We start from the raw sequence: 23,766 nt of genomic DNA, 5'->3' as shown, positions 1-23,766 counted from the left end.
CGACGAAGGAGAACGACGATGCGGACACGAACCCTGGGCAGCACGGGTCCGGCCGTTTCCGCGCTCGGCCTGGGCGCGATGGGCATGTCGGGCGCGTACGGCGCGGCCGACCGGGCGGAGAGCGTCGCCACCGTGCACGCCGCGCTCGACGCCGGTGTCACCCTGATCGACACGGGCGACTTCTACGCGATGGGGCACAACGAGCTGCTGCTCGCCGAGGCGCTGCGCGGGCGGGACCGGGACAGCTACCTGCTGAGCGTCAAGTTCGGCATGCTGCGAGGCCCTGGCCCCGCGTTCGGGGGGCATGACGCCCGTCCCGAGGCCGTGAAGAACTTCCTGGCCTACTCGCTGACCCGGCTCGGCACCGACCACATCGACATCTACCGCCCGGCCAGGCTCGACCCCGCGGTGCCGATCGAGGAGACGGTGGGCGCGATCAAGGAGATGATCGACGCCGGGTATGTGCGGCACCTGGGCCTCTCGGAGGTCGACGCGGCAACGGTCCGCCGCGCGCACGCCGTGCACCCGGTCGCCGATCTCCAGATCGAGTACTCGCTGATCTCCCGCGCGGTGGAGGCGGAGGTCCTGCCCACGCTGCGGGAGCTCGGCGTCGGCCTGACCGCGTACGGCGTCCTCGGCCGCGGCCTGATCTCCGGGCACTGGTCGCCGGGCCGCAGCGCGGGCCCTGGCGACAGCCGCGGCTTCAGCCCGCGGTTCTCGAGCGGGAACGTCGAGCACAACCTCGCCCTCGTGGACGCGCTGCGGCGGGTCGCCGGGGCGAAAGGGTGCACGGTCGCGCAGCTGGCCATCGCGTGGGTGGCCGCGCGGGGCGAGAACGTCGTGCCGCTCGTCGGCGCCCGCACCCGTGAGCGGCTGGCCGAGGCGCTGCCCGCGCTCGACGTCGATCTCACCGCGGACGACCTCGCCGAGATCGAGAAGGCGGTACCCCGGGGCGCGGCACGCGGCGACCGCTACCCGTCGGCGTTCATGGCCGACCTGGGCGTGGGCAACTGAGGTCGCCGCCACGAGGGGTCAGGGCCGGGGCGGCGCTGTCCTCCGGCTACCGGTCGGCGGTGCCTGGTCGGACGACCCACCGCATGGGCTGTCCCGTGATCCCCCGGATCATGTCGAAGTCGCCGTCATAGTGGAGGACCGTGAGCCCGTGCCGCTGCGCGACAGCGGCGATCAGCAGGTCGGAGAGCGAGAGGGCCCGGTGGAAGCCGCGGCGCAGCGCGTCACGCTGGAGCCACAGAGCGCGCTCGTGCTCCTCGTCATTGCAGGGGGCGTGGTCGAAGCCGCGGAGGCTGGCGCGAATGCGGGTTGCCTCCTTCTTGGTGCGGGCGCTGAAGACCATCTCGTATTCCACCACCGCGCATGTACTCAGCAGACCGCGGTCGTGGAGACCGTCGAGCACCGCCGCCACTTCGGGCTTCCCCCACCGCGCCAGAGCCGATTTGTCGACCAGGAAGACACTCACGCCGCGCCGCTCTCACCGTCCCTTGAGCGGGTCCCGGCCGGGCCGGTGTTCTCGATGATCTCGCTGAAGTCCAGCTCACCCGACTTCACCGCGTCGGCGAATTCCCGACGCAGGCGCCGCTTCACCGCGTCCTCCATGGCCGCGCGCACGGCAGCCGCCTTGGTTCTGGTGCCATACAGTCGCATGGCCTCCGCGACGATCTCGTCGTCGAGGTCGATGATTGTGCGAGACATGACCACTCCTCCCGATCTCACTCCGGGAAATGATATCGCCCCTGCGGCCTATGCGATATCGAATGCCGGTGCGCGGAGCGAATGAGCTGCCGCCCCCGCCACGGGCCGTGGCGGGGGCGGGGGTCTGCGGCCCGTGGTCAGGCGGAGCAGGAGGTCGTGCTCGTGGTGCTCGAACACGTCGAGGTGGAGGAGCAGGACGTGGACCCGGCGAGGACGACCTCGGCCTCGTCCGAGTAGTCGGAGATCTCGAAGGTCTCGGACTCGAGCTCGAGGATCTCGTCGGCCAGGGTGGACAGCTCGGGCTTGCCGCTCATGGGGGGCTCCCTCGGTAGGGGGTCGAACGCCGGGGTGACCGGCCGTGCCGGTGGCACGCGGCCATTCCAGCGCCCGCCGCCGCCAGAACGGGCCGTGGACCGCTGTCAGTTCGCCGTCAGTCCGCCGTCACCCCCTGACAGCGCAAGGGCCGCGTCGCCCGGCAGCATGGACGGCGTGACGCGAGCGGATCCCGGGGTGCTGAAGGCGGCGCTCGAGCTGTATCTGGACCTGCACATGCACCCCGAGCCCTCGGGCGACGAGGAGCGCGGCGCGGGGCTGCTCGCCGACTGGCTGGCCGAGGACGGCTACGCCGTCACACGCGGCCTCGGAGGCCATGGCGTCGCCGGGGTGCTGCGGCGCGGGCCCGGGCCCACGGTGCTGGTGCGCGCGGAGCTCGACGCGTTGCCCGTGCACGAGGAGACCGGCCTGCGCTATGCCAGCCGCGTGCCCGGGGTGGCGCACGCCTGTGGGCACGATCTGCACGTGGCGGCGCTCGCGGGCGCCGCGCGCCTCCTCGCACGCGGGGCGCGCACGGGCGGGGGCGAGGGCGGGGGCACGCTCATCGTGGTCGGGCAGCCCGCCGAGGAGACCCTGACCGGCGCGCGGGCGATGCTGGCGGACGGCCTGTTCGCGCGGTGCGGAACGCCCGACGCGGTGCTCGCCCAGCACAGCGCGCCGCTCCCCGCGGGAACGGTCGCGCACGGCGCGGGCCCGGTGCTCGCGGGCAGCAGGGCGCTCGACGTCGTGCTGCACGGCACGGGCGGGCACGCGGGGGCGCCCCAGCTGACGGTGGACCCCGTGGTGGCCGCGGCGGCGGCCGTGCTGCGGCTCCAGGCGGTCGTGTCGCGCGAGACGTCACCGGCCGAGCAGGCGGTGCTCACGGTGGGCAGGCTGCGGGCGGGCGAGGCGGCCAACGTGGTGCCCGACCGCGCCGAACTCGGCGTCAGCCTGCGGGCGTTCAGCGAGGCGGCGCTCGACCGCCTCGAGGAGGCGACCCGGCGCGTGGTCACCGCGGAGAGCGACGCGTCACGCTGTCCCGCGCCCCCGTCGTTCCAACGCGTCTCCTCCTCGCCGCCGTTGGTCCAGGACGCCGGTCTCGCCGATGCGGTCAGGCGGGGCCACGCCGAGGAGTTGGGCGAGGGCCGGGTGGGCCGCTGGCCCCCGGCGACCGCGGCGGAGGACTTCGGCTGGTTCGGCCCGGCGGGCGAGGAGCTGCACGGGCGGCGCGGGATACGGCTGGCCTACTGGATGCTCGGCACGGCAGGGCCCGCTCCCGGCACGGTCGGCGCCGCCCGGGGCGCGGTGCCGGGGAACCACTCCCCCGCGTTCGCCCCCCATGTGCGGACCGCGCTGCCCACGGGGATCACCGCGCTCGCCGTCGCCGTTGAACGGGCCCTGCTCCACTGCGCGTCGGGCGACGCCCTCCTACGATGAGGAGCCCCCGGAGGAGGAAGGACCGCGCATGGCCGCATCCCCGGGCGCGTCGGGGCCGACCGATCGCGCAGCGCGGCTGGCCGACGAGGCCGGTCTCGGCCCGTGGGAGCGCACCGTGCGCGTCAACAGGAACGCCGACCTCGACCCCCTGGTGAACGCGATCATCGGGCTCGTCGTCGCCGTCGGGCTCGGCGTCGGCGCCTGGGGCATGGCGCGGGCCGAAGTCCCGGCGCCACTCTGGCTGGTGACGCTGGCGCTGTGCGCGTTCCTGGTCGGCCACGGTGTCCTCTTCGCCGCCGAGGCCGTCGCCCGGCGGCGGCGCGGGCCCGCCCTGGTCCACCTCTTCAGGGACGGCCTGGTGCTCGAGCGGACCGCGTCGGCGGCCTGGCCCGTGCCCTATGGCCACCGGTGGCTGGACCACGTCGAGTGGAAGGCCCCGCACGAGCCGAGCTCCGCCACCCTGGTCGCCCTCCATGTCCCGCTGTCCGACGGGGAGTTCGCGCGCCTGGTCGGCCGCACCGACCCGGACCGGCGGGATCTGGCCGACCTGGCCGCCCGGTGCGGCCTGCCGTCCACGCCACGGCGCGTCGAGCCCCCGGACGGCGAGCCCGCCTGGTAGGCGCGGGGCGGCCCGTGGCGACCCGGGGCACGCGGCGTCACAGCCAGCCGCGCTCGCGGGCCAGCAGCGCGGCCTGGGCGCGGGTCGAGGCGCCGAGGCGGCGCATCACGTCGGCGATGTAACGGCGGTAGGTGCGCACCGAGACGCCGAGGTCGCGGGCGCCCGCCTCGTCCTTGCCCGCCGTGCACATCAGGCTGAGCACCCTCATCTCGCCCGCGGACAGCGGGGCTTCGGCGTCGACGGGGCGGCGAAGCTCCACGGGGATGTCCTCGCCCTGGTCCCAGATCCGTTCGAACAGCCCGGCCACGCTCGCCAGCAGCACCCCGCCGCGCACGAGCAGCGCGCCACGGCCCGCGTCGTGCGGGTCCTGGGGCATCAGGGCGGCGCGCCGGTCGTAGAGGACGACATGCTCCGTGAGCTGCGTGGCCACCCGGATCCGGGCGCCGCGCGAGGCCAGCTCGGCGTAGTGCGCGCGGGCGTGCGGGTGGTCGAGGGCGGAGTCGGGCACGACCACGCGCCGGCGCAGGCCCCGGCGCAGCACGCGCAGGTCGAGGGCGCGCAACTGGGCGGCCTGCGGGGAGGCCAGGTCGGGGCGGGGCTCGACGGAGGCGACCTCCTCGCGGGCGAAGAACGTCAGGTCATCCATGCGCCCGCTGATCTCGCTCCAGCCACGCAGCTGTTCGACGGTGGGGGTCGCGGGGTCGCCATCGGACGCGCCGGGGGCGGGGGAATCGCCGCGGGTCTCGGCGCGCAGCGCGGCGACGATGTGGTGGGAGCGGGTGATGCGCTGCACCTCCTCGTAGAGGTGGCGCAGGCGCAGCTCGGTCAGGCGCGCCACGGCCGTCTCGGGATCCGCCGGTGTCAGGCGCTCCGGCGGATCTCCGGGTCTGAGGAGGCGCAGCCGCAGGAGGCGGTCGAGCGCGCGCCCGGCCGCCTCCTGCTCGATGTCGAGGGCCAGGTGCAGGTCGGCGGCGGCGCTGTTGGGATGGCGCAGGAAGTGCCGGTAGATCCGCTCCTCCGACCGGGACATGCCGAGGACAGCCATCTCGTTCGCCTGCACAACAGCCGACCTTCCTACGGTGGGGGTGACGGCAGGCACAGGGTAAGGGCTGGCCATGACCCGCCGGTGGCCGAGAACCGATGGTTTACTGCCCCGTCGTGTCGCCGGATGAACGCCGTGCGAACCCCAGTCGCACGCGGGAACGCCCCTATGCCGGGCCCCCGGGGCCCGCGCCCGCCTCCTCAGGGGAACGGGCCGCCGCGGGCGTGGTCGGCCAGCACCTGGGCGATGACGTGGCGGGCGTTGGCCGCGATGCCCGGGTTGGTCTCGTGGTAGTAGGGGAGTTGGGGAAGGGCCATGGCCAGGGCCTTGCCGCGGCCCCTGAGCCAGGTGGCGTCGTCCACGCCGACGGCGGCGCGGAAGCGGTCGCGGGCGCCGGGCGGCAGGAGGTTCCAGGCGGGGACCAGGTCGCACGCCGGGTCGGCAAGACCGGCGGTGGCGACGTCGAGGACGGCGGCGAGCCGTCCCCCGGCGACCAGGAGGTTGCTCGGCATCAGGTCGGCGTGCGCCCACACGGGCGGCCCCTCGGGCGGGGGCGCGGCGAGCGACGCCTCCCACGCCTCGGTCGCGGCGCGGGTGTCGACCGGGAGGCCGAGCGCGTCGATCCGGCCGAGCGACGCGCGGATGGCCGCGTCGTCGACGGCCAACGGCCCGCCCCGGTAGGCGGGGGTGGCGTCGGGGAGGGTGAGCGACCTGAACGCCCTGACGAGTGCGGCCAGTTGGTCGGCCAGCCCCTCGGGGTCCGCGAGCCGCCCCTCCCTCGGGGGCTCGCCAGGCAGCCAGTCGGTCACCGACCAGGGCAGCGGGTAGGCGCCGGCGGGCTCGCCCCGGCCGAGCACCGTGGGGACGGGCACGGGGAGCCGCCCGGTGAGCAGCCGCAGCATACGGCGCTCGCGCGCCACGTCGTCGGCGAACCTGGGGGTCAGCGGCAGCCGGACTGCCATGGTGGGGCCGAGGCGGAACAGCGCGTTGACCGTGCCGGTCGAGGCGACCCGTTCGAGCGGCAGGTCGGCCCAGTGGGGGAACTGCCGTGCGAGCAGCCGCCGTACGAGCGGGACGTCCACGTCGAGTTCGTCGTCGTGCATCTTGGGCGTGCGCATGGATACCTCATCCGGAGGGGGTGGGGGGCGATTCCTTCCTGGGTGGACATGCGCGGAGCTCGCATCGGGTGGTCCCCTCGGTCGTGTCGTGGGCGCGGCGCCCCGCCGGGCGCGGAGGGCGGCGTCAGTACAACAGAGGGGCCCGACACGGGCAATCGACTTTCCCGGTCACGTTCGGCGGGTCACGTTCCCGGTCATGGCGTCGCCTCCGCCGCCTCGGTGGCGGCGGGGCCGCCGGGGGTGCGGGCGGCGAGTGCCATCGAAAGGCCCTGCGCCTGGACCGTGCCCGAGACGACCTCCCTGGCGTGCGAGCCCGCCACGGGCAGCGGCTGCCAGGCGCGCAGCACGGTCGCGGCGACCACGGCGAGCTCGGCCCAGGCGAACGTCTCGCCGACGCACCGGTGCTCGCCCACGCCGAACGGCAGGAACGCGTGGGGCCCTGCCGCCGCCCCGCCGGGCCGGTCGGCGAGCCAGCGGTCGGGGTCGAAGCGCAGCGGGTCGCGGTGGTGGGCGGGGTCGCGGTGCGGGGCGGTGAGGCTGTAGAGCAGCCCGGTGCCCGCGGGGACGCGGTACGGGCCGAGGTCGACGTCACGGGCGGCGGTGCGCAGGAGGAACGCGTGGGGCGCGTGCAGCCGGGTGACCTCGCGCAACACCCGTGCGGTGTAGGGGAGTCGGCCGAGGGCGTCGAGCGTGAGGCCGTCCCCTGAGCCGTCGGGCGCGGCGCGTGGGAGGCCGTCGAGCTCGGCCATCAGCCGGGCGCACACGCGGGGGTGGCGCAGCAGCTCGTGGAAGAGCCAGGTGAGGGTCGTGGCGACGGGCTCGGTGCCCGCGCCGAACATCGTGATGGCCTCCGACCGCACGGCCGCCTCGTCGAGCGGGGAGCCGGTGGCGGGGTCGGGCGTGGCGCGCAGCAGGGCGAGCAGCGTGCGTTCCCCGTCGCCGTCGCCGCCGCCGTCGCCGTTCGACTGGCCGCCGCGGGCCAGGGTCTGGTCGACGACGCGGTCGAGCACGGCGAGGGCGGCGTCGTATCCGCGGTTGACCGGCAGGGGCAGCCTGGCCAGCGCGCGGTGGGGGTAGAGGGACCGCACGAGCTGGCCCCTGACCAGGTCGGGCAGCGCCCGGTGGAAGGCGAGCGCGGAGTCGGCGCGCAGCCGGGCGCCGAACAGCGCGCGGGTGACGATCTCGAGCGCGAGGTGGTTCATCTCCCTGGCCACGTCGATGACATGGCCGTGCCGCCAGCGGCCGACCCGTTCGCGCGTGACCTCCTCGACGACCGGCACACAGGAGGCGACGCGCTCGGCGGTGAACGCCGCCCGCAGGGTGTCGCGGACGCCCTGCGGCGGGCAGTCGTGGGCCAGGCCCACGAGCAGCGTGTGGACAAGGGCGGGATCGGTGACCACGCACACGGTGCGGGGGCCGAGACGGACGCGGACCACGCCGCCCACGCGGCCGAGCGCCCCGATGAAGCCGAGGGGGTCGCGCAGCAGCGCGGGGGCGTGCCCCAGGACCGGGATCAGGCCCGGCGCGTGGGGAATCGTCCGATGAGCGTGGTGCGGCACAGTGACCGTGTCTCCTCGGGGTCTCCTCGGGGTTCCCTCGGGATCAGGACCCGACAGCTCCCCCCTTTCCGCGCCCGGCGCCCCGCTAGCCCCGAAACGCCGCACATCACCACATGGAGTGAGAAACGGCCGCCCCGACCGACCGGCCACGCGCGGAACTTAGGATCGACGCGTCGCATCATCGATCAGAGCGGGACGTCATGAGTCACATCGCCATGTTCTCGATCGCCGCCCACGGCCATGTCCATCCGAGCCTGGAGATCATCAGGGAGCTGGTGGCCCGCGGGCACCGGGTGACCTACGCCATCCCCGACCGGGGCGACTTCGTGGCGACCGTCCGCGGCGTGGGCGCCGAGCCGCGGGTGTACCGCTCGGTGCTGCCGACCGACGAGGAGCCCGAGGCGTGGGGCACCGAGGTCATCGACAACGTCGAGCCGTTCCTGAACGACGCGGTGCGATCGCTGGGCGAGCAGGCGGCGTTGTACGAGGGCGACGAGCCCGACCTGGTGCTCCAGGACATCGCCGCGTATCCGGCGCGCGTGCTGGCGCACCGGTGGGGCGTGCCGATCGTGCAGCTCTCACCCACCTATGTGGCGTGGGAGGGGTACGAGAAGGAGGTGGCCGCGCCGCTGGTGGCGGAGCTGAAGGCGTCGGAGCGCGGCCGGGCGTACTACGCGCGGTGGCGGGCGTGGCTCGACGAGAACGGCCTGCCCGACATGGCCCCCGACCACTTCATGGGCCGCCCCGACCACGGCCTTGTGCTGATCCCCCGGGCGCTCCAGCCGCACGCCGACCGCGTGGACCCGGCGCGTTACACCTTTGTGGGCGCCTGCCAGGGCGACCGCTCGCACCAGGGGGACTGGGCGCCTCCCGCGGGGGCGGAGGGGCGCAGGGTGCTGCTGGTGTCGCTGGGGTCGACGTTCACCAAGCAGCCCGCGTTCTACCGGGCGTGCCTCGACGCGTTCGGCGACGTGCCGGGCTGGCACGTGGTGCTCCAGATCGGGCGGCATGTGCGGCCCGAGGAGCTGGGGCCGTTGCCGGGGAACGCCGAGGTGCACCCGTGGGTGCCGCAGCTGGCGATCCTGCGGCGGGCGGACGCGTTCGTCACGCACGCCGGGGCGGGCGGGGCGCAGGAGGGCCTGGCCACCGCGACGCCGATGGTGGCCGTGCCGCAGGCGGTGGACCAGTTCGGCAACGCGGACACGCTCGAGGCGCTCGGGGTCGCCGTCCAGCTGCCGAGGGAGGAGGCGACCCCGAAGGCGCTGCGCGAGGCGGTGGAGCGGCTGGTCGGCGATCCCGAAGTGGCGGCGCGCTGCGCCGCGTTGCGCGCCGAGACGCTGGCCGAGGGCGGCACGACACGGGCGGCGGACCTGATCGAGGCCCGGCTGCGCTAGGGCCTGTCCGGCGGATCACTCGGCCCGGGTGATCGGTTCGGCCAAGGCCGATCACGTCGGCGGCGAGCGGCCGTCCGCTCCCGGCTCCGCCGTGACCCGCCGGGAGGGCGCGGTCTCAGGCCTTCGCGTCGGGGCCCGCCACGGGCGTACCGCCGGTGATCACCGTGCGGGGGCGGGTCGGGTCCCACAGGGCTGCGGGGTCGTCGAAGGGGCTCGCGGACAGCAGGAGCAGGTCGGCGCGGGCGCCGACGCCGATCCGGCCGAGGTCGGGCCGCTTGAGCAGGCGGGCGTTGACGGCGGTGGCCGAGCGGAGGCACTCGAGCATCCCCGCGGCCTCGGCCTGGAGGCGGAGGCCGACGAGCTGGTCGTCCTCGAGGTCGCCCATCAGGTCGGTGCCGAAGCCCACGGGAACGCCCGCGGCGTGGGCGAGTTCGACGGCGAGCGCGCCCGCGTCGAGGACCTCGCGGTTCTTGGCGCGGGCGAAGTCGGGCAGGCCGATCTCGGGGCCGCGGCGGTCCATGGCGTCATAGGCGGCGAGCGTGGGCACCAGGAACGCGCCGTGCTCGGTCATCAGCGCGGCGGTGGGGGCGTCGAGGAGGTTGCCGTGCTCGATGGAGCGGACTCCGCCCACCACGGAGTGGCGGATGGCCTCGGGCGAGTAGGCGTGCGCGGCGACGTAGCTGCCGCGGCGGGTGGCCTCGTCGGTGACGGCGGCGACCTCGTCGGCGGAGTACTGGGCGGGCCTGATGGGGTCGGTGGGCGAGACCACGCCGCCCGACGTCATGATCTTGATCGCGTGGGCGCCCTTCCTGAAGCGCTCGCGGACGGCGACCCGCAGGTTGTCGGCGCCGTCCACGACCTCGCCCATGTGGCCGCCGTGCAGGCAGATGTCGCGGTCGGCTGGGCGCGCGTCGCCGTGGCCGCCCGTCTGGCTGAGCGCGGGTCCCGTGTAGAGGTAACGGGGCGCGGGGATCAGCCCGTTGTCGATCGCGCGGGCCAGGCCGAGGTCGCCGCCCGCGACGTCGCGGACGGTGGTGAAGCCGCGGGCCAGCGCGCGGCGGAGCCTGCGGGCCCCGGCGAGGGCGAGGTAGCTGAGCGGGCTGGTCTGGTACTCGAGGCCGTGCAGGGATATGCCGTAGGCGTGGAAATGGGCGTCGATCAGTCCCGGCAGCAGGACCCGGCCGCGGGCGTCGATGACGCGTTCGGCGCGGCTGACCGCGGTGTCGAGCTCGGCGACGGTGCCGTCGGCGACGCGGACGGATGCCTCGCGCAGCTCGGCGGACCAGCCGTCGAAGACCAGGGCGTTCTCGATGGTCAGGTCGCCGGCGCGGGGGGTGGTGCTGGTCATCGTGCTCCTTCGTGGGCGGGGGCCGCGGCGCGCAGGGCCGCCGTCGCCTCCTCGTCGACGGTGAAGGCGTCGGGGTGCACGGCCACGCCGTAGCGCTCGCGCGCGGCGGCGGTGGAGACGAAGCCGTTGCGCACGTCGTGGGCGACCGCGGCGGGGTCCCGGGTGAACGGGTCCCCGTAACCCCCGCCGCCCCCGGTCTCGTTGGCGAGGGTCTCCCCCGCGTCGAGGCGGTTGTAGCTGCCGCCCTGGACGACCTCGCGCTCGGTGCCGCCGTTGAGGACGACGCGGTTGGGCTCGCCCTCGTCGCCGCCCGCGATGGACCAGGGGCGCGTGCGGGTCTTGTAGACCAGGCAGATGCCGGTCGCCGGGGCGGTGAACCGGTAGACGCGGCTCACCCCCACGCCGCCGCGGAACCGTCCGGGGCCCCCGGTGTCGGGTCGGTAGCCATAGGACTCGATGATCATCGGCGACTTGGTCTCCAGCACCTCGACCGGGTTGTTCCGGCACCCAGGCTCGGACAGGTGCATGATGCCGTCCTCGCCGTCCGCGTCCAGGGTGGCGCCGAAGCCGACGGCCTCGTTGGTGGCCTCCAGCCAGGGCTCCCCGGTGCGCGGGTTGACGCCGAGGCCCATCATCGAACACACGTCGCCTCCGGAACAGGCCGGGACCAGCTCCGGCATGCCCTGGGCCAACGCCTTGAGCACCACCTCGCCCGCGAGCAGCCCGGTCCACAGGGTGAACGTGGGCATGGGCGGGACGGCGTGCATCACGGATCCCGGCTCGGTGACGACGCGCAGCGGCGCGAAGTTCCCCGCGACCACGGGTGAATCGGGTGTGGTCAACGCCTTGAAGACCAGGCTGGAGAGGGCCTCGGTCTGGCCGGGCGGGAGATTGATCGGGCCGCGAACGTCCTTGGCGCTTCCTGTCCAGTCGACGATCATCTCGTCGTCGGTGACGGTCACGGTGGCGGTGAGCCTGACCAGCGTCTCGCGGTCGACGCCGTCGCTGTCCACGAAGTCGGTGGCCGTCCAGGTCCCCTTGGGCAGCTTGGCGAGGCCGATCCTGGCGAGCCGCTCGCCGTGCTCGTTGATCGAACGCATCGCGCCGAGCAGCGCGTCGCGGCCGTACTTGCGGGCGATCTCGCGCGTGCGGCGCACGCCGGTGACGCACGCGGAGACCTGGGCCTGGATGTCGCCGATGGTGCGTTCGGGCATGCGGGAGTTGAAGCGGATGACGTGGAACACGTCGTCGTTGCGCTCGCCGCGCCGGTAGAGCCTGACGGCGGGCAGGATCAGGCCCTCCTGGGAGACGTCGGTGGAGTCCAGGACGTAGCCGGGGTCCTTCTGGTTGAGGTCGAGGATGTGGATGCGGCAGGAGGCGAAGCCGATCAGCTCGTCCTCGTCGTGGATGGGCGCGAAGACCAGCGGGTCGAGGGTGTGGGCGGACGCCCAGTAGGGGTAGTTGAGGATGAAGACGTCGCCGGGCCGCATCGCGTCGGCGCCGAGGAACTCCAGGGACTTCTTGATGCCGTAGTCGTTGCCGCGCGTGAAGATGGCGATGCCGGGGGCGTCGGCGACGACGTCGCCCGCCGCGTCGTGGATGCCGATGCCGTAGTCGTGGATCTCGTAGACGACGGTGTTGTACGCGGTGCGGCACAGGTTGCGGGCCACCTCCTCGGCGGCCGACAGCAGGGCGTGCCGGATGATCTCGATGGTGATCGCGTCGGTCATCGTGTCTCGTCCCTCTCCTCTTCGGCGCCTGCGGCGGCCTCGGCGGCTTCGGCGGCCGCGGTGCCTTCGCGGGCCACGGCGATGACCAGCTCGCCGAGGGGGCCCACGGTGAGCCGGTCGCCCGCGTGGATCACGGTGGTGGCGGTGTGCTCGGTGACGACGGCTGGCCCTTCGACGGTGTCGCCGCGGCGCAGGTCCTCGCGGACATGGAGCCCGTAGACGGTGACGGCGCCGTCGGGGCCGTGCACGTGGCGCGTTCCGCCGGGGACGGGGCCGCCGTCGTCGCGGGCGGGCAGCGGGGGCAGCTCGGGCTGGTCGACGCGGCCGACGGCGTGCAGCCTCAGGGTGGTGATCTCGACCGGGTCGTCCATGACATGGCCGTACTGGCGCTCGTGCAGCTCGGCGAAGACGGCGGCGATCGCGGCCACCGGGTCGTCGGCGCCGTCCGGGTAGGCGACGCTGACGGAGTGCTCCTGCCCGGCGTACCGCACGTCCACGGTGCGGGTGAGAGCGCGGCGTTCGGGGCCGAAGCCCTCGTCGGCGAGCAGGGCTGCGGCCTCGTCCTCCATGGCGGCGTAGGCGGCGTCCACGGCCGAGCGGTCGAGGTCGGCGAGCGCGGTGACGGAGGTGCGGGAGAAGTCGTGCTGGACGTCGGCCATCAGCATGCCGAGCGCGGAGAACGCGCCCTGGCCCGGCGGGATGATGACGGTGGGGATGCCCAGCTGGCGGGCCACATCCACGGCGACCAGGCCGCCCGCGCCGCCGAACGACAGCAGCGCGAAGTCCTTGGGGTCGTGGCCGAGTTCGACGGTGATGGCGCGCACCGCCCCGACGATCTTGGTGTGCGAGATCCGCAGCACGCCCTGGGCCAGCTCGGTCGGGGTGAGGTCGAGCCGGTCGGCGATGGGGGCGAGCGAAGCGAGCGCGGCGTCCGCGTCGAGGGCGAGGGTGCCGCCGAGCGGGGTGTCCTTACCGAGGTAGCCGACGGCCAGGGCGGCGTCGGTGAACGTGGGCTGCGTTCCGCCGCGGCCGTAGGCGACGGGCCCTGGCACGGCGCCCGCGCTGCGCGGGCCGACCTGGAGGGCGCCCGCGTCGTCGAGGAACGCGAGCGAGCCGCCGCCCGAGCCGATGGTGTGGATGTAGAGGGACGGGGTGGTGATGGGCAGCCCCTCGAACTCGGCGCCCTGGCGCAGCACAGGGCGGGAGTCGAGCACGAGGGAGGCGTCGAGGCTGGTGCCGCCCATGTCGATGGTGATGAGGTGGGGGCGCCCGGTGAGCCTGGCGAACGCGGCCGCCCCGACGACGCCGCCCGCGGGCCCCGACAGGATCAGGTTGACGGGCTGTTCCCTGGCGGCCGGCGCGGTCATGCCGCCGCCGCCCGAGCGGGAGATGAGGAAGCGGCCCGTGAAGCCGCGTTCGGCCAGCTCGGTCTCCAGGAGCTCGAGGTAGCGGCGGACGACGGGCTTGATGTAGGCGTCGAGCACGGCGGTCGAGGTGCGCTCGTACTCCCGGTACTCGCGGGACAGCTCGTGCGAGACGGTGACCTCGACGCCCGGGCACGCCTCCCGCAGGATGTCGCGCATCCGGCGCTCATGGGCGGGGTTGGCGTAGGAGTGGAGGAAGGCGACCGCGACGGCCTGGTAGCCGCGCCGGGCGATCTCGTCGGCGACGGCGCGGGCGTCGTCCTCGTCGAGCGGGGTGGCGGCGGTGCCGTCGAACCAGCTGCGCTCGGTGACCTCGAACGTGTCGTAACGCTCGAGCAGCGCGGGCGCCTTGCGGTGGCGGATGTCGTACATGGCGCGCCGGTCGGTGCGGCCGAGCAGGTAGACGTCGCGGAAGCCGCGCGTGGCGACGACGGCGGTGCGGGCGCCCGAGCGGGTCAGCAGGGAGTTGAGGCCGAGCGTGGTGCCGTGGTGGAACATGGCGACCTCGGCCAGGTCCACGCCGATGCGGGCGAACGCGTCGAGCACGCCCTCGGTCGGCGCGTGCGGGGTGGTGGCCACCTTCTCGAAGCGCAGCTCGCCCGAGGCCGGGTCGAGCATGACGACATCGGTGAACGTTCCTCCGACGTCGATCGCGACGCGGATGTCCTGGGGCATGGCGGGCCTTTCGAGGTCGGTCGTGCAGAGGGCTGAGCAGCTAGCGCCGGGTCCTGCCGACGGCCGCGAGGGCGACGGCGGCGAGGATGATCACGCCGGTGACCAGGTCCTTGAGCTGGGGGTTGAAGTCCAGGATGTCGAACCCGTTCCCGATGAGCGCGATGAGGAACACGCCGGCGACCGACCGCCAGACGGCCCCGACGCCGCCGTGGATCGAGGTGCCGCCCAGGATGATCGCCGCGATGGCCTGGAGCTCCATGCCCGCGCCCGCCTGCGGCTGTCCCGAGGCGATGCGGGAGACGGCGATGGCGGCGGCGACGCCCGCGGCCAGGCCGCTGAGGGTGAACACCAGGATCTTGACGCGGTTCACGCGGACGCCGGAGAGCTCGGCGGCCTCGGCGTTGCCGCCGGTCGCGAAGACATGGCGGCCGAAGACCGTGCCGGAGAGCAGGAACCACAGCAGCGCGACCACCCCGGCGAGCACCCACACGGGGATGAAGACGCCGAGAAACTCGCCGCGGCCCAGCTCGGTGAACCCCTCGGCGGTCACGGTGATCAGCGCGCCCCCGGTGATGAGCACGGCGAGCGCCGAGTAGACCAGGGACGAGGCGAGGGTGGCGAGGAAGGAGTGGATGCGCAGCGCGGTGACCACCAGGCCGTTGACCGCGCCGAGCGCGAGGCCGATCACGGGCGCGGCGGCCAGGGCGAGGGCGACGTCGCCGGTCTCGCTCGCGAGCCAGGCGGCGGAGACGCTGGCCACCGCGAAGACGCTGGCGGTGGAGAGGTCGAAGTTGCCCGAGACGATGACGAACGTGCCCGCCGCGGCGATGATCGCGAGCGGGGCGTTCTGGTTGAGGATGTTGAGCAGGTTGTCGCTCGTGAAGAACGCCGAGCTGGCGAACGACAGATAGACGGTGACGACCACGAGCAGGATGAGGACGGCGTAGTCCTTGGCCAGCAGCAGCGGCCGCGGGAAGGCGGCGCGCCGCCCCGGGATCTCGGTGGACGTCGCGGTCGCGGTGCTGGTCACGGTGCTGCTCCCTCGTGCTGGTCCGCGCCGAACAGGGCGGTGAGGATCCGGTCGACGGTGGTGCGTTCGGGCACCACCTCGGCGAATGTGCGGCCGTCGCGGACCAGATGGGCGCGGTGGGCCAGGCCCATGACCTCCTCGTGCTCGGAGGAGATCAGCAGGATGCCCACGCCTTGCCGGGCGAGCGCGACGACGAGTTCGTGGATGGCGTACTTCGCCCCGACGTCGACGCCGCGGGTGGGCTCGTCGAGGATGACGAACGCCGGGTCGCCGAGGAGCGCCTTGCCGATCAGGGCCTTCTGCTGGTTGCCGCCCGAGAAGCCGCTTGTGGTGAGCTCGGTCCTGGCGGGGCGCAGCGCGAGGCGCTCGGCCAGGGCGTTGACCGCGGCGCGCTCGCGGCGGCGGCTGATGACGCCCGCGGTGGCGAAGAGGGTGGCGTGCGCGAGGGCGATGTTCTCGCGGATGGGCCGCTCCAGGACGAGGCCCTGGCCGTGCCGGTCCTCGGGGACCATGGCGAGGCCCGCCGCGATGGAGCGGTGCGGGCGGGGCCTGGCGTGTGGCGTTCCGTCGAACGTGACGGTGCCGCCGGTGATCCGGTCGGCGCCGTAGATGGCGCGGGCGATCTCGGAGCGGCCGCTGCCGACCAGGCCGAGCAGCCCGACGATCTCGCCGGGGCGCACGCTCAGGGACACGTCCACCACGCCGTCGGCGGTGGCCAGGTGGGCGACCTCGAGGATCGGGGGCACCGACGGGTCGACGGGCGGCGGGCGTTCGGGGAAGGTGACGGCGAGGGGGCGGCCGAGCATGCCCTCGATGAGGCTGGGTTTGGTCTCGTCGGCGGCGTTCGCGGTGCGGACCAGGGCGCCGTCGCGCATCACGGAGACGCGGTCGGCCACGTCGAGGACGGCGTCGAGGAAGTGGGAGACATAGACGACGGTGCGGCCCTGGTCGCGCAGGGCGGCGATGAGCCGGTGGAGCTGCTCGGTCTCGTGGGCGGTCAGGGACGAGGTGGGCTCGTCCATGACGATGACCCGGGCGTCCCTGGCGAGGGAGCGCATGATCTCGACCTTCTGCTGGTCGGCGATGCCGAGTTCGGCGACCCTGCGGCGCGGCGGGAGCCTGAACCCCGCGAGCGCGCACACGGCGTCGAACGCCGCGTCGTTGCCGTGGCCTCGGCGCAGGACCCCGGCGAGGGAGCGCTCGCGGCCGAGGAACACGTTCTGCGCCACGGTCAGCTCGGGCACCAGGGCGAGCTCCTGGGCGATCATCGCGATGCCGTGGCGGCCCGCCCTGACCGGGTCCCAACGGCCCACCTCGGCGCCGTCGACGGCCAGCGCGCCCCCGTCGCGCTGGTAGACGCCCGCGATGATCTTGCCGAGGGTCGACTTGCCCGCGCCGTTCTCGCCGACCAGGGCGTGCACCTCGCCGGGGAGCAGGTCGAGGTCGACCCCGTCGAGGGCGTGGGTGCCGCCGAACCACTTGGAGACGCCGCGCAGTTCGACCACGGCCCGGCGGTTCGGGGCGCCGGTCCCCGCCGGGGCCGCCATCAGCCGTTCCACTCGCCGGTGAAGTCCTCGACGGTCGCCAGCGAATCGGCGTCGGCGTAGGGCTCGACGCCCTCGGGCCCGACCGCGTCGGCGTCCACGACGGTCTCGACGGGGTCGCCCGCGATGGCGTTGGCCAGCTGCTCCATCGCGGCGGCGCCCATGGAGACGGGGAAGTTGACGTAGTCGGCGGCCCAGCGGCCCTCGCGGACGGCCTGGAGCGCCTCGGTGGTGCCGCCGCCCCCGGTGAGGTAGACGGTCGAGGGGTCGATGCCCGCGTTGGTGAGGGCGACCTCGGCGCCGAGGGTCATCTGGTCGGCGTTGCTGAGGATGACGTTGACGTCGCGGTTCGACTGGAGGGCGTTGGCGACGCCGGAGAGCGACTGGTCACGGTCGTAGTTGCCCTCGAGGGTGGAGACGATCTCGATGTTGTCGTTGGCCTCGAGCACCGACTGGTAGGCGTCGCGGCGGGCGACGTCGAGGGGCGAGGAGAGGTTGCCCACGACCAGCATCACCGAGCAGGGGTCGAGGTCGGCGCAGTAGGTGACGACGTCCTCGGCCTGCCGCTCGGCGGCGGCGGTGGGCGAGACGGCGACGGTGGAGACCACGCCCTCGACCTGCGGCTCCAGCTCGTCGATGTCGGGGCCTATGGGGTTGAGGACGGAGACCACGGGCAGGTCTCCGGTCATCGGGAACGCGGCGGTGAGGCTCGGCCCGTCGTGCGGAACGACGATCACGCCGTCGTACTCGCCGCTGGTCGCGGCGTTCTGAAGCTGGGACAGCTGGGTGGTGGCGTCGAAGCCGCCGTCCAGGATCTTGGCGTCGACCTCGAGGCCGAGGTCCTCGGCGCCCGCCACGACGCCCTCGTACACCGCTTGGTTGTAGCCATTCTGGGCCGAGGCCGCGAGGACCGCGACCTTGTAGGCGCCGCCCTCGGCGGAGCCGTCGCCGCTGCTGTCCTCGGCGGCGCAACTGGTGGCGAGGAGAGCCACCGCTGCGGCCGCCACCAGGGCTTTCATCGATTTGTGAGCCATCGTCGCCCTCCCGGCGGCTAGGTGTTGAGGCAGTAACATGTCACATGTCGCATGCCGGAGCAATGAATCCTGGCAGGATTTTTCCGGCCCGAAACAGTCGGCCACCGACTATGCAATGTGACATTTTACTGATAGGAACAGAATCGCACGAGCTACGAGGAGTTCTCTCATGACCGCTGCTAAGCAGCCCTGGCACGGCGTCCATGTGGCCACCGCGCTGCCCTTCTCGGACGAGGGATACGCCGTCGACTGGGACGGCTTCGCCGAGCACGTTTCCTGGCTTGCCGCACAAGGGTGCGACGGCGTCTGCCCCAACGGCTCGCTCGGCGAGTACCAGAGCCTCAGCGACGAGGAGCGCTCCCGCGTGGTCGAGACCGCCGTCGCCGCCGCGCCCGAGGGCTTCGGCGTGATGCCGGGCGTCGCGGCCTACGGCGCGCTCCAGTCCCGCCGCTGGATCGAGCAGGCGGCGGAGGCGGGAGCGTCGTCGGTCCTGCTGCTCCCGCCCAACTCCTACCGCGCGGACGACCGCACGGTGATCGCCCACTACCGCGAGGCCGCCAAGGTCGGCATCCCCGTGGTCGCCTACAACAACCCCTACGACACCCGCGTCGACCTCACCCCCGAGCTGCTCGCCGAACTCCACGCCGAGGGCCTCGTGGTGGCGGTCAAGGAGTTCAGCGGCGACGTCCGCAGGCCCTATCAGATCCACGAACTGGCGCCCGGGCTCGACCTGTTGATCGGCGCCGACGACGTGCTGCTCGAGCTGGCGCTCGCCGGGGCCGTCGGCTGGATCGCGGGCTACCCCAACGCCCTGCCCGAGGCCACCGTCGAGCTGTACCGGCTGGCCACGTCGGACGACCCGGCCGACATCGCCGCCGCCCTGCCCCTCTACCGCGCCCTGCACCCGCTGCTGCGCTGGGACTCCAAGCCGGAGTTCGTCCAGGCCATCAAGCTCTCGATGGAGCTGGCGGGCCGCAAGGGCGGGGTGTGCCGCCCGCCGCGCTCGCCGCTGCCGCCCGAGTCCGCCGCCGCGGTGCGGGCCGCGACCGAGGCCGCGCTGGCCGCCGGACACCGCTGATGCGCTCGCGCCGCGTCCTGCACACCGTCGAGAGCCACACGGAGGGCATGCCCACCCGCGTGGTGACCGGCGGCGTGGGCACGCTCCCCGGCGCCACCATGGCCGAGCGGCGGCAGCGGTTCATCGACGACAACGACGCGCTGCGCACCCTGTTGATGTACGAGCCGCGCGGGCACGCCGCCATGAGCGGGGCGATCCTCCAGCCGCCCACCCGCCCCGACGCCGACGTGGGCGTGCTGTTCATCGAGGTCTCCGGGCTGCTGCCGATGTGCGGCCATGGCGCGATCGGCGTGGCCACGGTGCTGGTGGAGACCGGCATGGTCGAGGTGACCGAGCCGGTGACCACCATCAGGCTCGACGTGCCCGCGGGGCTCGTGGTCGCCGAGGTGGCCGTGGAGGACGGCGCGGCGCGCTCGGTGACGATCCGCAACGTGCCGTCGTTCTCCTTCGGCCTCGACCGGCGCGTGACGGTCCCGGGGTTCGGCGAGGTGACCTACGACCTGGCGTTCGGCGGGAACTTCTACGCGATCACCAGCCTGGAGCGGCTCGGCCTCCCCTTCGACCGCGCGGCGAAGAACGCGCTGCTCGACGCCGGTCTGTCCCTGATGGACGCCATCAACGCCCAGGACCCGCCCGTCCATCCGGAGCGCCCCGACATCACCGGGTGCCACCATGTCTACCTGGAGGCGCCGGGCTCGACCGCCGCCCACTCACGGCACGCGATGGCGATCCACCCCGGCTGGTTCGACCGCTCACCCTGCGGCACCGGCACGAGCGCCCGGATGGCACAGCTGCACGCGCGTGGACGGCTCGGACTCGGCCAGGACTTCGTCAACGAGTCGTTCATCGGCAGCCGTTTCACGGGGCGGCTGATCGAGGAGACGACCGTGGCGGGGCTGCCCGCGGTGGTGCCCACCATCACGGGGCGGGCCTGGATCACCGGCACGGCGCAGTACCACCTCGACCCCACCGACCCGTTCCCGGGAGGATTCCTGCTGTAGGCGGCGCACGCCGCGCCGCCCTTCGGGGACGCCAGAAGGACGTTATGACCTCTTCATCCAACTTCACGCTGCTGACCAAGCGGGAGAGCCTGCGCGAGACCGTGGCGCACGCGCTGCGGGCGGCCATCATCTCGGGGGAGATGGAGCCCGGCGTGGTGTACTCCGCGCCCGCGCTCAGCGCGCGCTTCGGCGTCTCGGCGACGCCGGTCCGCGAGGCCATGCTCGACCTGGTGCGGGAGGGCATGGTCACGTCCGTGCCCAACAAGGGCTTCCGGGTCACCGAGGTCTCCGAGGCGGACCTGGACCACATCACCGAGCTGCGGCTGCTGATCGAGCCGCCCACCATCCGCCGCGTGGTGCCCCTCGTGCCGCGCGGCGACCTGCCCAGGCTGCGGCGCATGGCCGACGAGATCGTGGACTTCGCCGAACGCAAGGACCTGGTCCGCTACACCGAGGCCGACCGGCTCTTCCACCTGGAGCTGCTCGGCTACAGCGGCAACCCCCGCCTGGTGGAGACCATTTCGCGGCTGCGCTCGGGCACCAGGCTGCTGGGCCTGGCCGCGCTGGCCGAGACGGGCGAGCTGCGGGAGTCGGCCGAGGAGCACCTGGTGCTGATGGACCTGATCAGGGACGGCGACGAGCGGGGCGCGTTCGCGCTGATGAACCGCCACATCGGCCATGTCCGCGGCAAGTGGGCGGGCGCCCACGAGGAGGCGCTCGCCGGGGGCGGCGCCGAGGGGGCAGGGGCGCCATGAGCGGCCGCGGCCCCGATGTCGTGGTGATCGGCGCCGGGATCATCGGGGCGGCGGGCGCCTGGTTCGCCACGCGGGCCGGGCTGCGGGTCACCGTGCTCGACCGAGGGCCGCTCGCGGGCGGCACCTCGGGCCGGGGCGAGGGCAACCTCCTGGTCTCCGACAAGGAGCCTGGGCCCGAGCTCGACCTGGCGCTGCTGTCGCGACGCGTGTGGCGCGAGGACCTGGGCGAGCACGCCGGTCTGTGGGAGTTCGACGAGAAGGGCGGGCTCGTCGTGGCCGCCACCGACGCGAGCGCGGCGGGGCTGGCCGAGCTGACGCGGCGGCAGCGGGCCGCGGGCGTCGACGCGGTGGACGTGGGCGCCGACGAGCTGCCCGCGTACGAGCCGCAGCTGGCGCCAGGGCTGCGCGGCGGCGCGTTCTACCCCGGCGACGCCCAGGTCCAGCCCATGCTCGCGGTCGCGCACCTGCTGCGGCTCGCGCGCGATGGCGGCGCCGAGGTCCGCACGGGCGTCGAGGTCACCGGGCTGCTGCGCGACGGCGACCGGGTCACCGGCGTGCGCACCGACCGGGGCGACATCCCCGCGGGGAACGTCGTCAACGCCGCGGGCCCATGGGCCGGTTCGGTCGCCGAGCTGGCCGGGGTGCGCCTTCCCGTGCTGCCCAGGCGCGGCTTCGTGCTGGTCACCGAGCCGCTGCCGCCGACCGTGCGCCACAAGGTGTACGCCGCCGAGTATGTCGGGGACGTGGCGAGCGCGGACGCGGCGTTGCAGACCTCGCCCGTGGTGGAGAGCACCGAGTCGGGCACGGTCCTCATCGGGTCGAGCCGGGAGCGCGTGGGCTTCGACGGCTCCCTTTCGCTGCCCGCGCTGAAGCGGCTCGCGGCGAACGCCGTCGCGCTGTTCCCCGCGCTCGCGGGCGTCAGGGCTCTGCGCGCCTACCACGGGTTCCGCCCGTACTGCCCCGACCACCTGCCGGTCATCGGGCCCGACCCCCGCGCCCCCGGGCTGTGGCACGCCGGCGGCCACGAGGGCGCGGGCATCGGGCTCGCCGCGGGAACGGGCCTGCTGCTCGCCCAGGCGCTCACCGGCGCCACACCCGCGCTCGGCCTCGCGCCCTTCGCCCCCGAGCGCTTCGACGAGGGAGACCCCGCGCCATGACCGCCGAACTGCCCACGTTCACCCTGACGTTCGAAGGCCGCCCGCTCACCGCGCGCCCCGGCCAGAGCGTCGCCGCCGCGCTCACCGACGCGGGCATCAGGGCGTGGCGCGCCACGCGCGGCGAGGGCGCGCCCCGCGGCCTCTTCTGCGGCATCGGCGTCTGCTACGACTGCCTGATCACCGTGGACGGGCGTCCCGCGCAGCGCGCCTGTCTGGTCCCCGCCGCCGAAGGCATGGCGCTCACCGGCGCCCCTCCCCCGCTGCCCCGGCCCTCCGGCGCGGATGAGGGGAACGCCTCATGAACGAGCGGCCGTTCGACCTGGCCGTCGTCGGGGCGGGGCCCGCCGGGCTCGCCGCGGCCGTCGCCGCGGGCGAGTCCGGGCTCAGGGTGGCGCTCGTGGACGCCGGGCCCAGGCCGGGCGGGCAGTTCTGGCGGCACGCCGAGGGCGCCGACGGCGCGGGCCACCACGACTGGGAGACATTCGCCTCCCTGCGCTCGCGGCTGCGCCGCCTGACGGCGGGGACCCGGGTGCGGCACCTGCCGCTGCACCAGGTGTGGGCCGTGGACCGGGCCGGTGACGCGCCGTTCACGCTGCGTCTCACCCCGGCGTTCGACGGCGCGACGGACGAGGTGACACCCGCCGTGCGGGCCCGCGCCATCGCGCTGTGCACGGGCGGCTACGACCGCCAACTTCCGGTGCCAGGCTGGACGTTGCCCGGGGTGATGGCGGCGGGCGGCGTTCAGGCGCTGCTCAAGGGCTCGGGCACGGTGGCGGGCCGCCGCGCCGTGGTGGCCGGGACGGGCCCGTTCCTGCTGCCGGTCGCCACGGGCCTCGCCGCGGCGGGCGCCGAGGTGGCGGCCGTGGTCGAGGCGGCCCGTCCGGCGGACTGGCTGCGCCGCCCGCTGGGCGCGGCGGCCGTCCCGGGCAAGGCCGTCGAGGGCGCGGGCTACGCCGCGGCGCTGCTGCGGCACCGCGTCCCCTACCTCACGCGCAGCGCGGTCACGCGCGTGCACGGCGGCGACGAGGTCACCGCCGTCACCGTCGAGCGCGTGGACGGCTCGGGCCGCGTGGTGCCGGGCCGCACGCGGCGCCTCGCGGTGGACCTGGTGGCGTTCGGCTGGGGTTTCACGCCCTCGCTCGAGCTGGTCGTCGCGCTGGGCGCGGGGACCGAACGCGGCGCCGACGGCTCGCTCGTCGCGACGGTCGACCGGGCGCGGCGGGCCACGGTGCCCGGCGTCTATGTGGCGGGCGAGGCGACGGGCGTGGGCGGCGCGGCCAAGGCCGTGGCCGAGGGCGAGCTGGCCGGTCTCACCGCCGCGGTGGACGCGGGCCGCCCCGCGCCCACGAAGCGCGGCAGGCGGCTCGCGGCCAGGATCGCGCGGGCGGAACGGTTCGCGGAAGCGATGCACGCGGCCCATCCCGTGCCGGAGCGGTGGACGGAGTGGCTGACCGAGGCGACGGTGCTGTGCCGCTGCGAAGAGGTCACCGTGGGCGCGGTCGAGCGGGCGCGCGAGGACCTGGGCGCGGGGGACCCCCGGACCGCGAAGCTGCTGGCCAGGCCGGGGATGGGCTGGTGCCAGGGGCGGGTGTGCGGGTTCGCGACCGCGGCGCTGCTGGCCGCGGGCGCCGGTCGGGCGGTCACGGCGGAGGACCTGCGGGCGCTGGGGAAGCGCCCGTTGGCCGCCCCGGTCACCCTGGGCGAGCTGGCCGCGCTGCCCGAGCCGCCGGATCCGCCGGACTTTCCGGATCCGGACACCGCTTGACGGCGGCCGATCCGGCGCGTTCCCCTCGAACGTC

22 protein-coding genes are annotated in these 23,766 nt (G+C 74.3%); 10 read left to right on the top strand and 12 right to left on the bottom strand.

Annotated elements, in window-relative coordinates; genetic code table 11:
- Window positions 1-18: 18 nt before the first annotated feature.
- Complete coding sequence (locus D7318_RS21450) at window positions 19-1,014, top strand: aldo/keto reductase (RefSeq protein ID WP_120698760.1); 996 nt, start codon at window positions 19-21, stop codon at window positions 1,012-1,014.
- 46 nt (window positions 1,015-1,060) lie between these two features.
- Here the strand turns inward: D7318_RS21450 and D7318_RS21445 are convergent, their stop codons facing one another.
- The 3 genes from D7318_RS21445 to D7318_RS21435 all read right to left on the bottom strand — a co-directional run bounded on the left by D7318_RS21445 (window position 1,061) and on the right by D7318_RS21435 (window position 2,024).
- The gene (locus tag D7318_RS21445) at window positions 1,061-1,477 is read right to left on the bottom strand and encodes a PIN domain nuclease (RefSeq protein WP_120698759.1); all 417 of its coding nucleotides are present in this window, start codon (window positions 1,475-1,477) and stop codon (window positions 1,061-1,063) included.
- Window positions 1,474-1,710, bottom strand: a complete 237-nt coding sequence (locus D7318_RS21440) for a type II toxin-antitoxin system VapB family antitoxin (RefSeq protein WP_120698758.1) — start codon at window positions 1,708-1,710, stop codon at window positions 1,474-1,476. Before D7318_RS21440 ends, D7318_RS21445 begins: the two co-directional genes overlap by 4 nt.
- Before the next feature lie 137 nt (window positions 1,711-1,847).
- Window positions 1,848-2,024 carry a thiazolylpeptide-type bacteriocin gene (locus D7318_RS21435; protein WP_113688119.1) on the bottom strand — a complete coding sequence of 59 codons (177 nt, stop codon included), beginning with the start codon at window positions 2,022-2,024 and terminating at the stop codon, window positions 1,848-1,850.
- Window positions 2,025-2,190: 166 nt separating this feature from the next.
- On the opposite strand from D7318_RS21435, the gene D7318_RS21430 reads away from it, so the two are divergent.
- Both D7318_RS21430 and D7318_RS21425 read left to right on the top strand, forming a co-directional pair.
- Window positions 2,191-3,459, top strand: a complete 1,269-nt coding sequence (locus D7318_RS21430; protein ID WP_120698757.1) for an amidohydrolase — start codon at window positions 2,191-2,193, stop codon at window positions 3,457-3,459.
- A 28-nt stretch (window positions 3,460-3,487) separates the two neighbouring features.
- Window positions 3,488-4,078: a hypothetical protein gene (locus D7318_RS21425; protein ID WP_120698756.1), complete on the top strand. Its 591-nt coding sequence runs from the start codon at window positions 3,488-3,490 to the stop codon at window positions 4,076-4,078.
- A 37-nt stretch (window positions 4,079-4,115) separates the two neighbouring features.
- Here D7318_RS21425 and D7318_RS21420 read toward each other — a convergent pair whose 3' ends face one another.
- The 3 genes from D7318_RS21420 to D7318_RS21410 all read right to left on the bottom strand — a co-directional run bounded on the left by D7318_RS21420 (window position 4,116) and on the right by D7318_RS21410 (window position 7,797).
- The gene (locus tag D7318_RS21420; RefSeq protein WP_230423946.1) at window positions 4,116-5,108 is read right to left on the bottom strand and encodes a helix-turn-helix transcriptional regulator; all 993 of its coding nucleotides are present in this window, start codon (window positions 5,106-5,108) and stop codon (window positions 4,116-4,118) included.
- A gap of 212 nt (window positions 5,109-5,320) precedes the next feature.
- Complete coding sequence (locus D7318_RS21415; protein ID WP_120698754.1) at window positions 5,321-6,238, bottom strand: aminoglycoside phosphotransferase family protein; 918 nt, start codon at window positions 6,236-6,238, stop codon at window positions 5,321-5,323.
- 194 nt (window positions 6,239-6,432) lie between these two features.
- Complete coding sequence (locus D7318_RS21410; RefSeq protein WP_183091554.1) at window positions 6,433-7,797, bottom strand: cytochrome P450; 1,365 nt, start codon at window positions 7,795-7,797, stop codon at window positions 6,433-6,435.
- Between the two features lie 200 nt (window positions 7,798-7,997).
- Between D7318_RS21410 and D7318_RS21405 the strand changes: the two genes are divergently transcribed.
- Window positions 7,998-9,191, top strand: coding sequence for a macrolide family glycosyltransferase (locus D7318_RS21405; RefSeq protein WP_230423944.1), 1,194 nt, complete (start codon window positions 7,998-8,000; stop codon window positions 9,189-9,191).
- Between the two features lie 115 nt (window positions 9,192-9,306).
- On the opposite strand, the gene D7318_RS21400 is transcribed toward D7318_RS21405, so the two are convergent.
- From D7318_RS21400 to D7318_RS21375, 6 genes are read right to left on the bottom strand one after another with little or no spacing between them, the layout of a single operon-like run.
- Window positions 9,307-10,539 carry a metal-dependent hydrolase family protein gene (locus D7318_RS21400; RefSeq protein ID WP_120698751.1) on the bottom strand — a complete coding sequence of 411 codons (1,233 nt, stop codon included), beginning with the start codon at window positions 10,537-10,539 and terminating at the stop codon, window positions 9,307-9,309.
- Window positions 10,536-12,269, bottom strand: coding sequence for a hydantoinase B/oxoprolinase family protein (locus D7318_RS21395; protein WP_120698750.1), 1,734 nt, complete (start codon window positions 12,267-12,269; stop codon window positions 10,536-10,538). The genes D7318_RS21400 and D7318_RS21395 overlap by 4 nt, the downstream gene beginning before the upstream one ends.
- A complete protein-coding gene (locus D7318_RS21390) occupies window positions 12,266-14,368 on the bottom strand; it encodes a hydantoinase/oxoprolinase family protein (protein ID WP_120698749.1) in 2,103 nt (700 codons plus the stop codon). Before D7318_RS21390 ends, D7318_RS21395 begins: the two co-directional genes overlap by 4 nt.
- A gap of 40 nt (window positions 14,369-14,408) precedes the next feature.
- Complete coding sequence (locus tag D7318_RS21385) at window positions 14,409-15,398, bottom strand: ABC transporter permease (RefSeq protein ID WP_220729733.1); 990 nt, start codon at window positions 15,396-15,398, stop codon at window positions 14,409-14,411.
- Window positions 15,395-16,957: a sugar ABC transporter ATP-binding protein gene (locus D7318_RS21380; protein ID WP_120698748.1), complete on the bottom strand. Its 1,563-nt coding sequence runs from the start codon at window positions 16,955-16,957 to the stop codon at window positions 15,395-15,397. Before D7318_RS21380 ends, D7318_RS21385 begins: the two co-directional genes overlap by 4 nt.
- Window positions 16,945-17,976 (bottom strand): sugar ABC transporter substrate-binding protein, encoded by a 1,032-nt coding sequence (locus D7318_RS21375; RefSeq protein ID WP_183091553.1) that lies wholly within the window; start codon window positions 17,974-17,976, stop codon window positions 16,945-16,947. The genes D7318_RS21380 and D7318_RS21375 overlap by 13 nt, the downstream gene beginning before the upstream one ends.
- 169 nt (window positions 17,977-18,145) lie before the next feature.
- Here D7318_RS21375 and D7318_RS21370 point away from each other — a divergent pair, with 169 nt between their 5' ends.
- From D7318_RS21370 to D7318_RS21345, 6 genes are read left to right on the top strand one after another with little or no spacing between them, the layout of a single operon-like run.
- Entirely contained in the window at window positions 18,146-19,054 is a 909-nt protein-coding gene (locus D7318_RS21370) for a dihydrodipicolinate synthase family protein (protein ID WP_120698746.1), read from the top strand.
- A complete protein-coding gene (locus D7318_RS21365) occupies window positions 19,054-20,055 on the top strand; it encodes a proline racemase family protein (protein WP_120698833.1) in 1,002 nt (333 codons plus the stop codon). The genes D7318_RS21370 and D7318_RS21365 overlap by 1 nt, the downstream gene beginning before the upstream one ends.
- Before the next feature lie 44 nt (window positions 20,056-20,099).
- Complete coding sequence (locus tag D7318_RS21360; protein ID WP_120698745.1) at window positions 20,100-20,810, top strand: GntR family transcriptional regulator; 711 nt, start codon at window positions 20,100-20,102, stop codon at window positions 20,808-20,810.
- Window positions 20,807-21,967 (top strand): NAD(P)/FAD-dependent oxidoreductase, encoded by a 1,161-nt coding sequence (locus D7318_RS21355; RefSeq protein ID WP_120698744.1) that lies wholly within the window; start codon window positions 20,807-20,809, stop codon window positions 21,965-21,967. Before D7318_RS21360 ends, D7318_RS21355 begins: the two co-directional genes overlap by 4 nt.
- On the top strand, window positions 21,964-22,269 hold the full coding sequence (locus D7318_RS21350) for a (2Fe-2S)-binding protein (protein ID WP_120698743.1): 306 nt from the start codon (window positions 21,964-21,966) through the stop codon (window positions 22,267-22,269). Before D7318_RS21355 ends, D7318_RS21350 begins: the two co-directional genes overlap by 4 nt.
- Complete coding sequence (locus D7318_RS21345; RefSeq protein WP_120698742.1) at window positions 22,266-23,732, top strand: FAD-dependent oxidoreductase; 1,467 nt, start codon at window positions 22,266-22,268, stop codon at window positions 23,730-23,732. The genes D7318_RS21350 and D7318_RS21345 overlap by 4 nt, the downstream gene beginning before the upstream one ends.
- Window positions 23,733-23,766: the final 34 nt, after the last annotated feature.

Source organism: Streptomyces radicis (genome assembly GCF_003626575.1).
Taxonomy (GTDB): domain Bacteria; phylum Actinomycetota; class Actinomycetes; order Streptomycetales; family Streptomycetaceae; genus Streptomyces; species Streptomyces radicis.
Note: the sequence above shows the minus strand (reverse complement) of the source record. Positions and strands in the feature narration are given on the sequence as shown.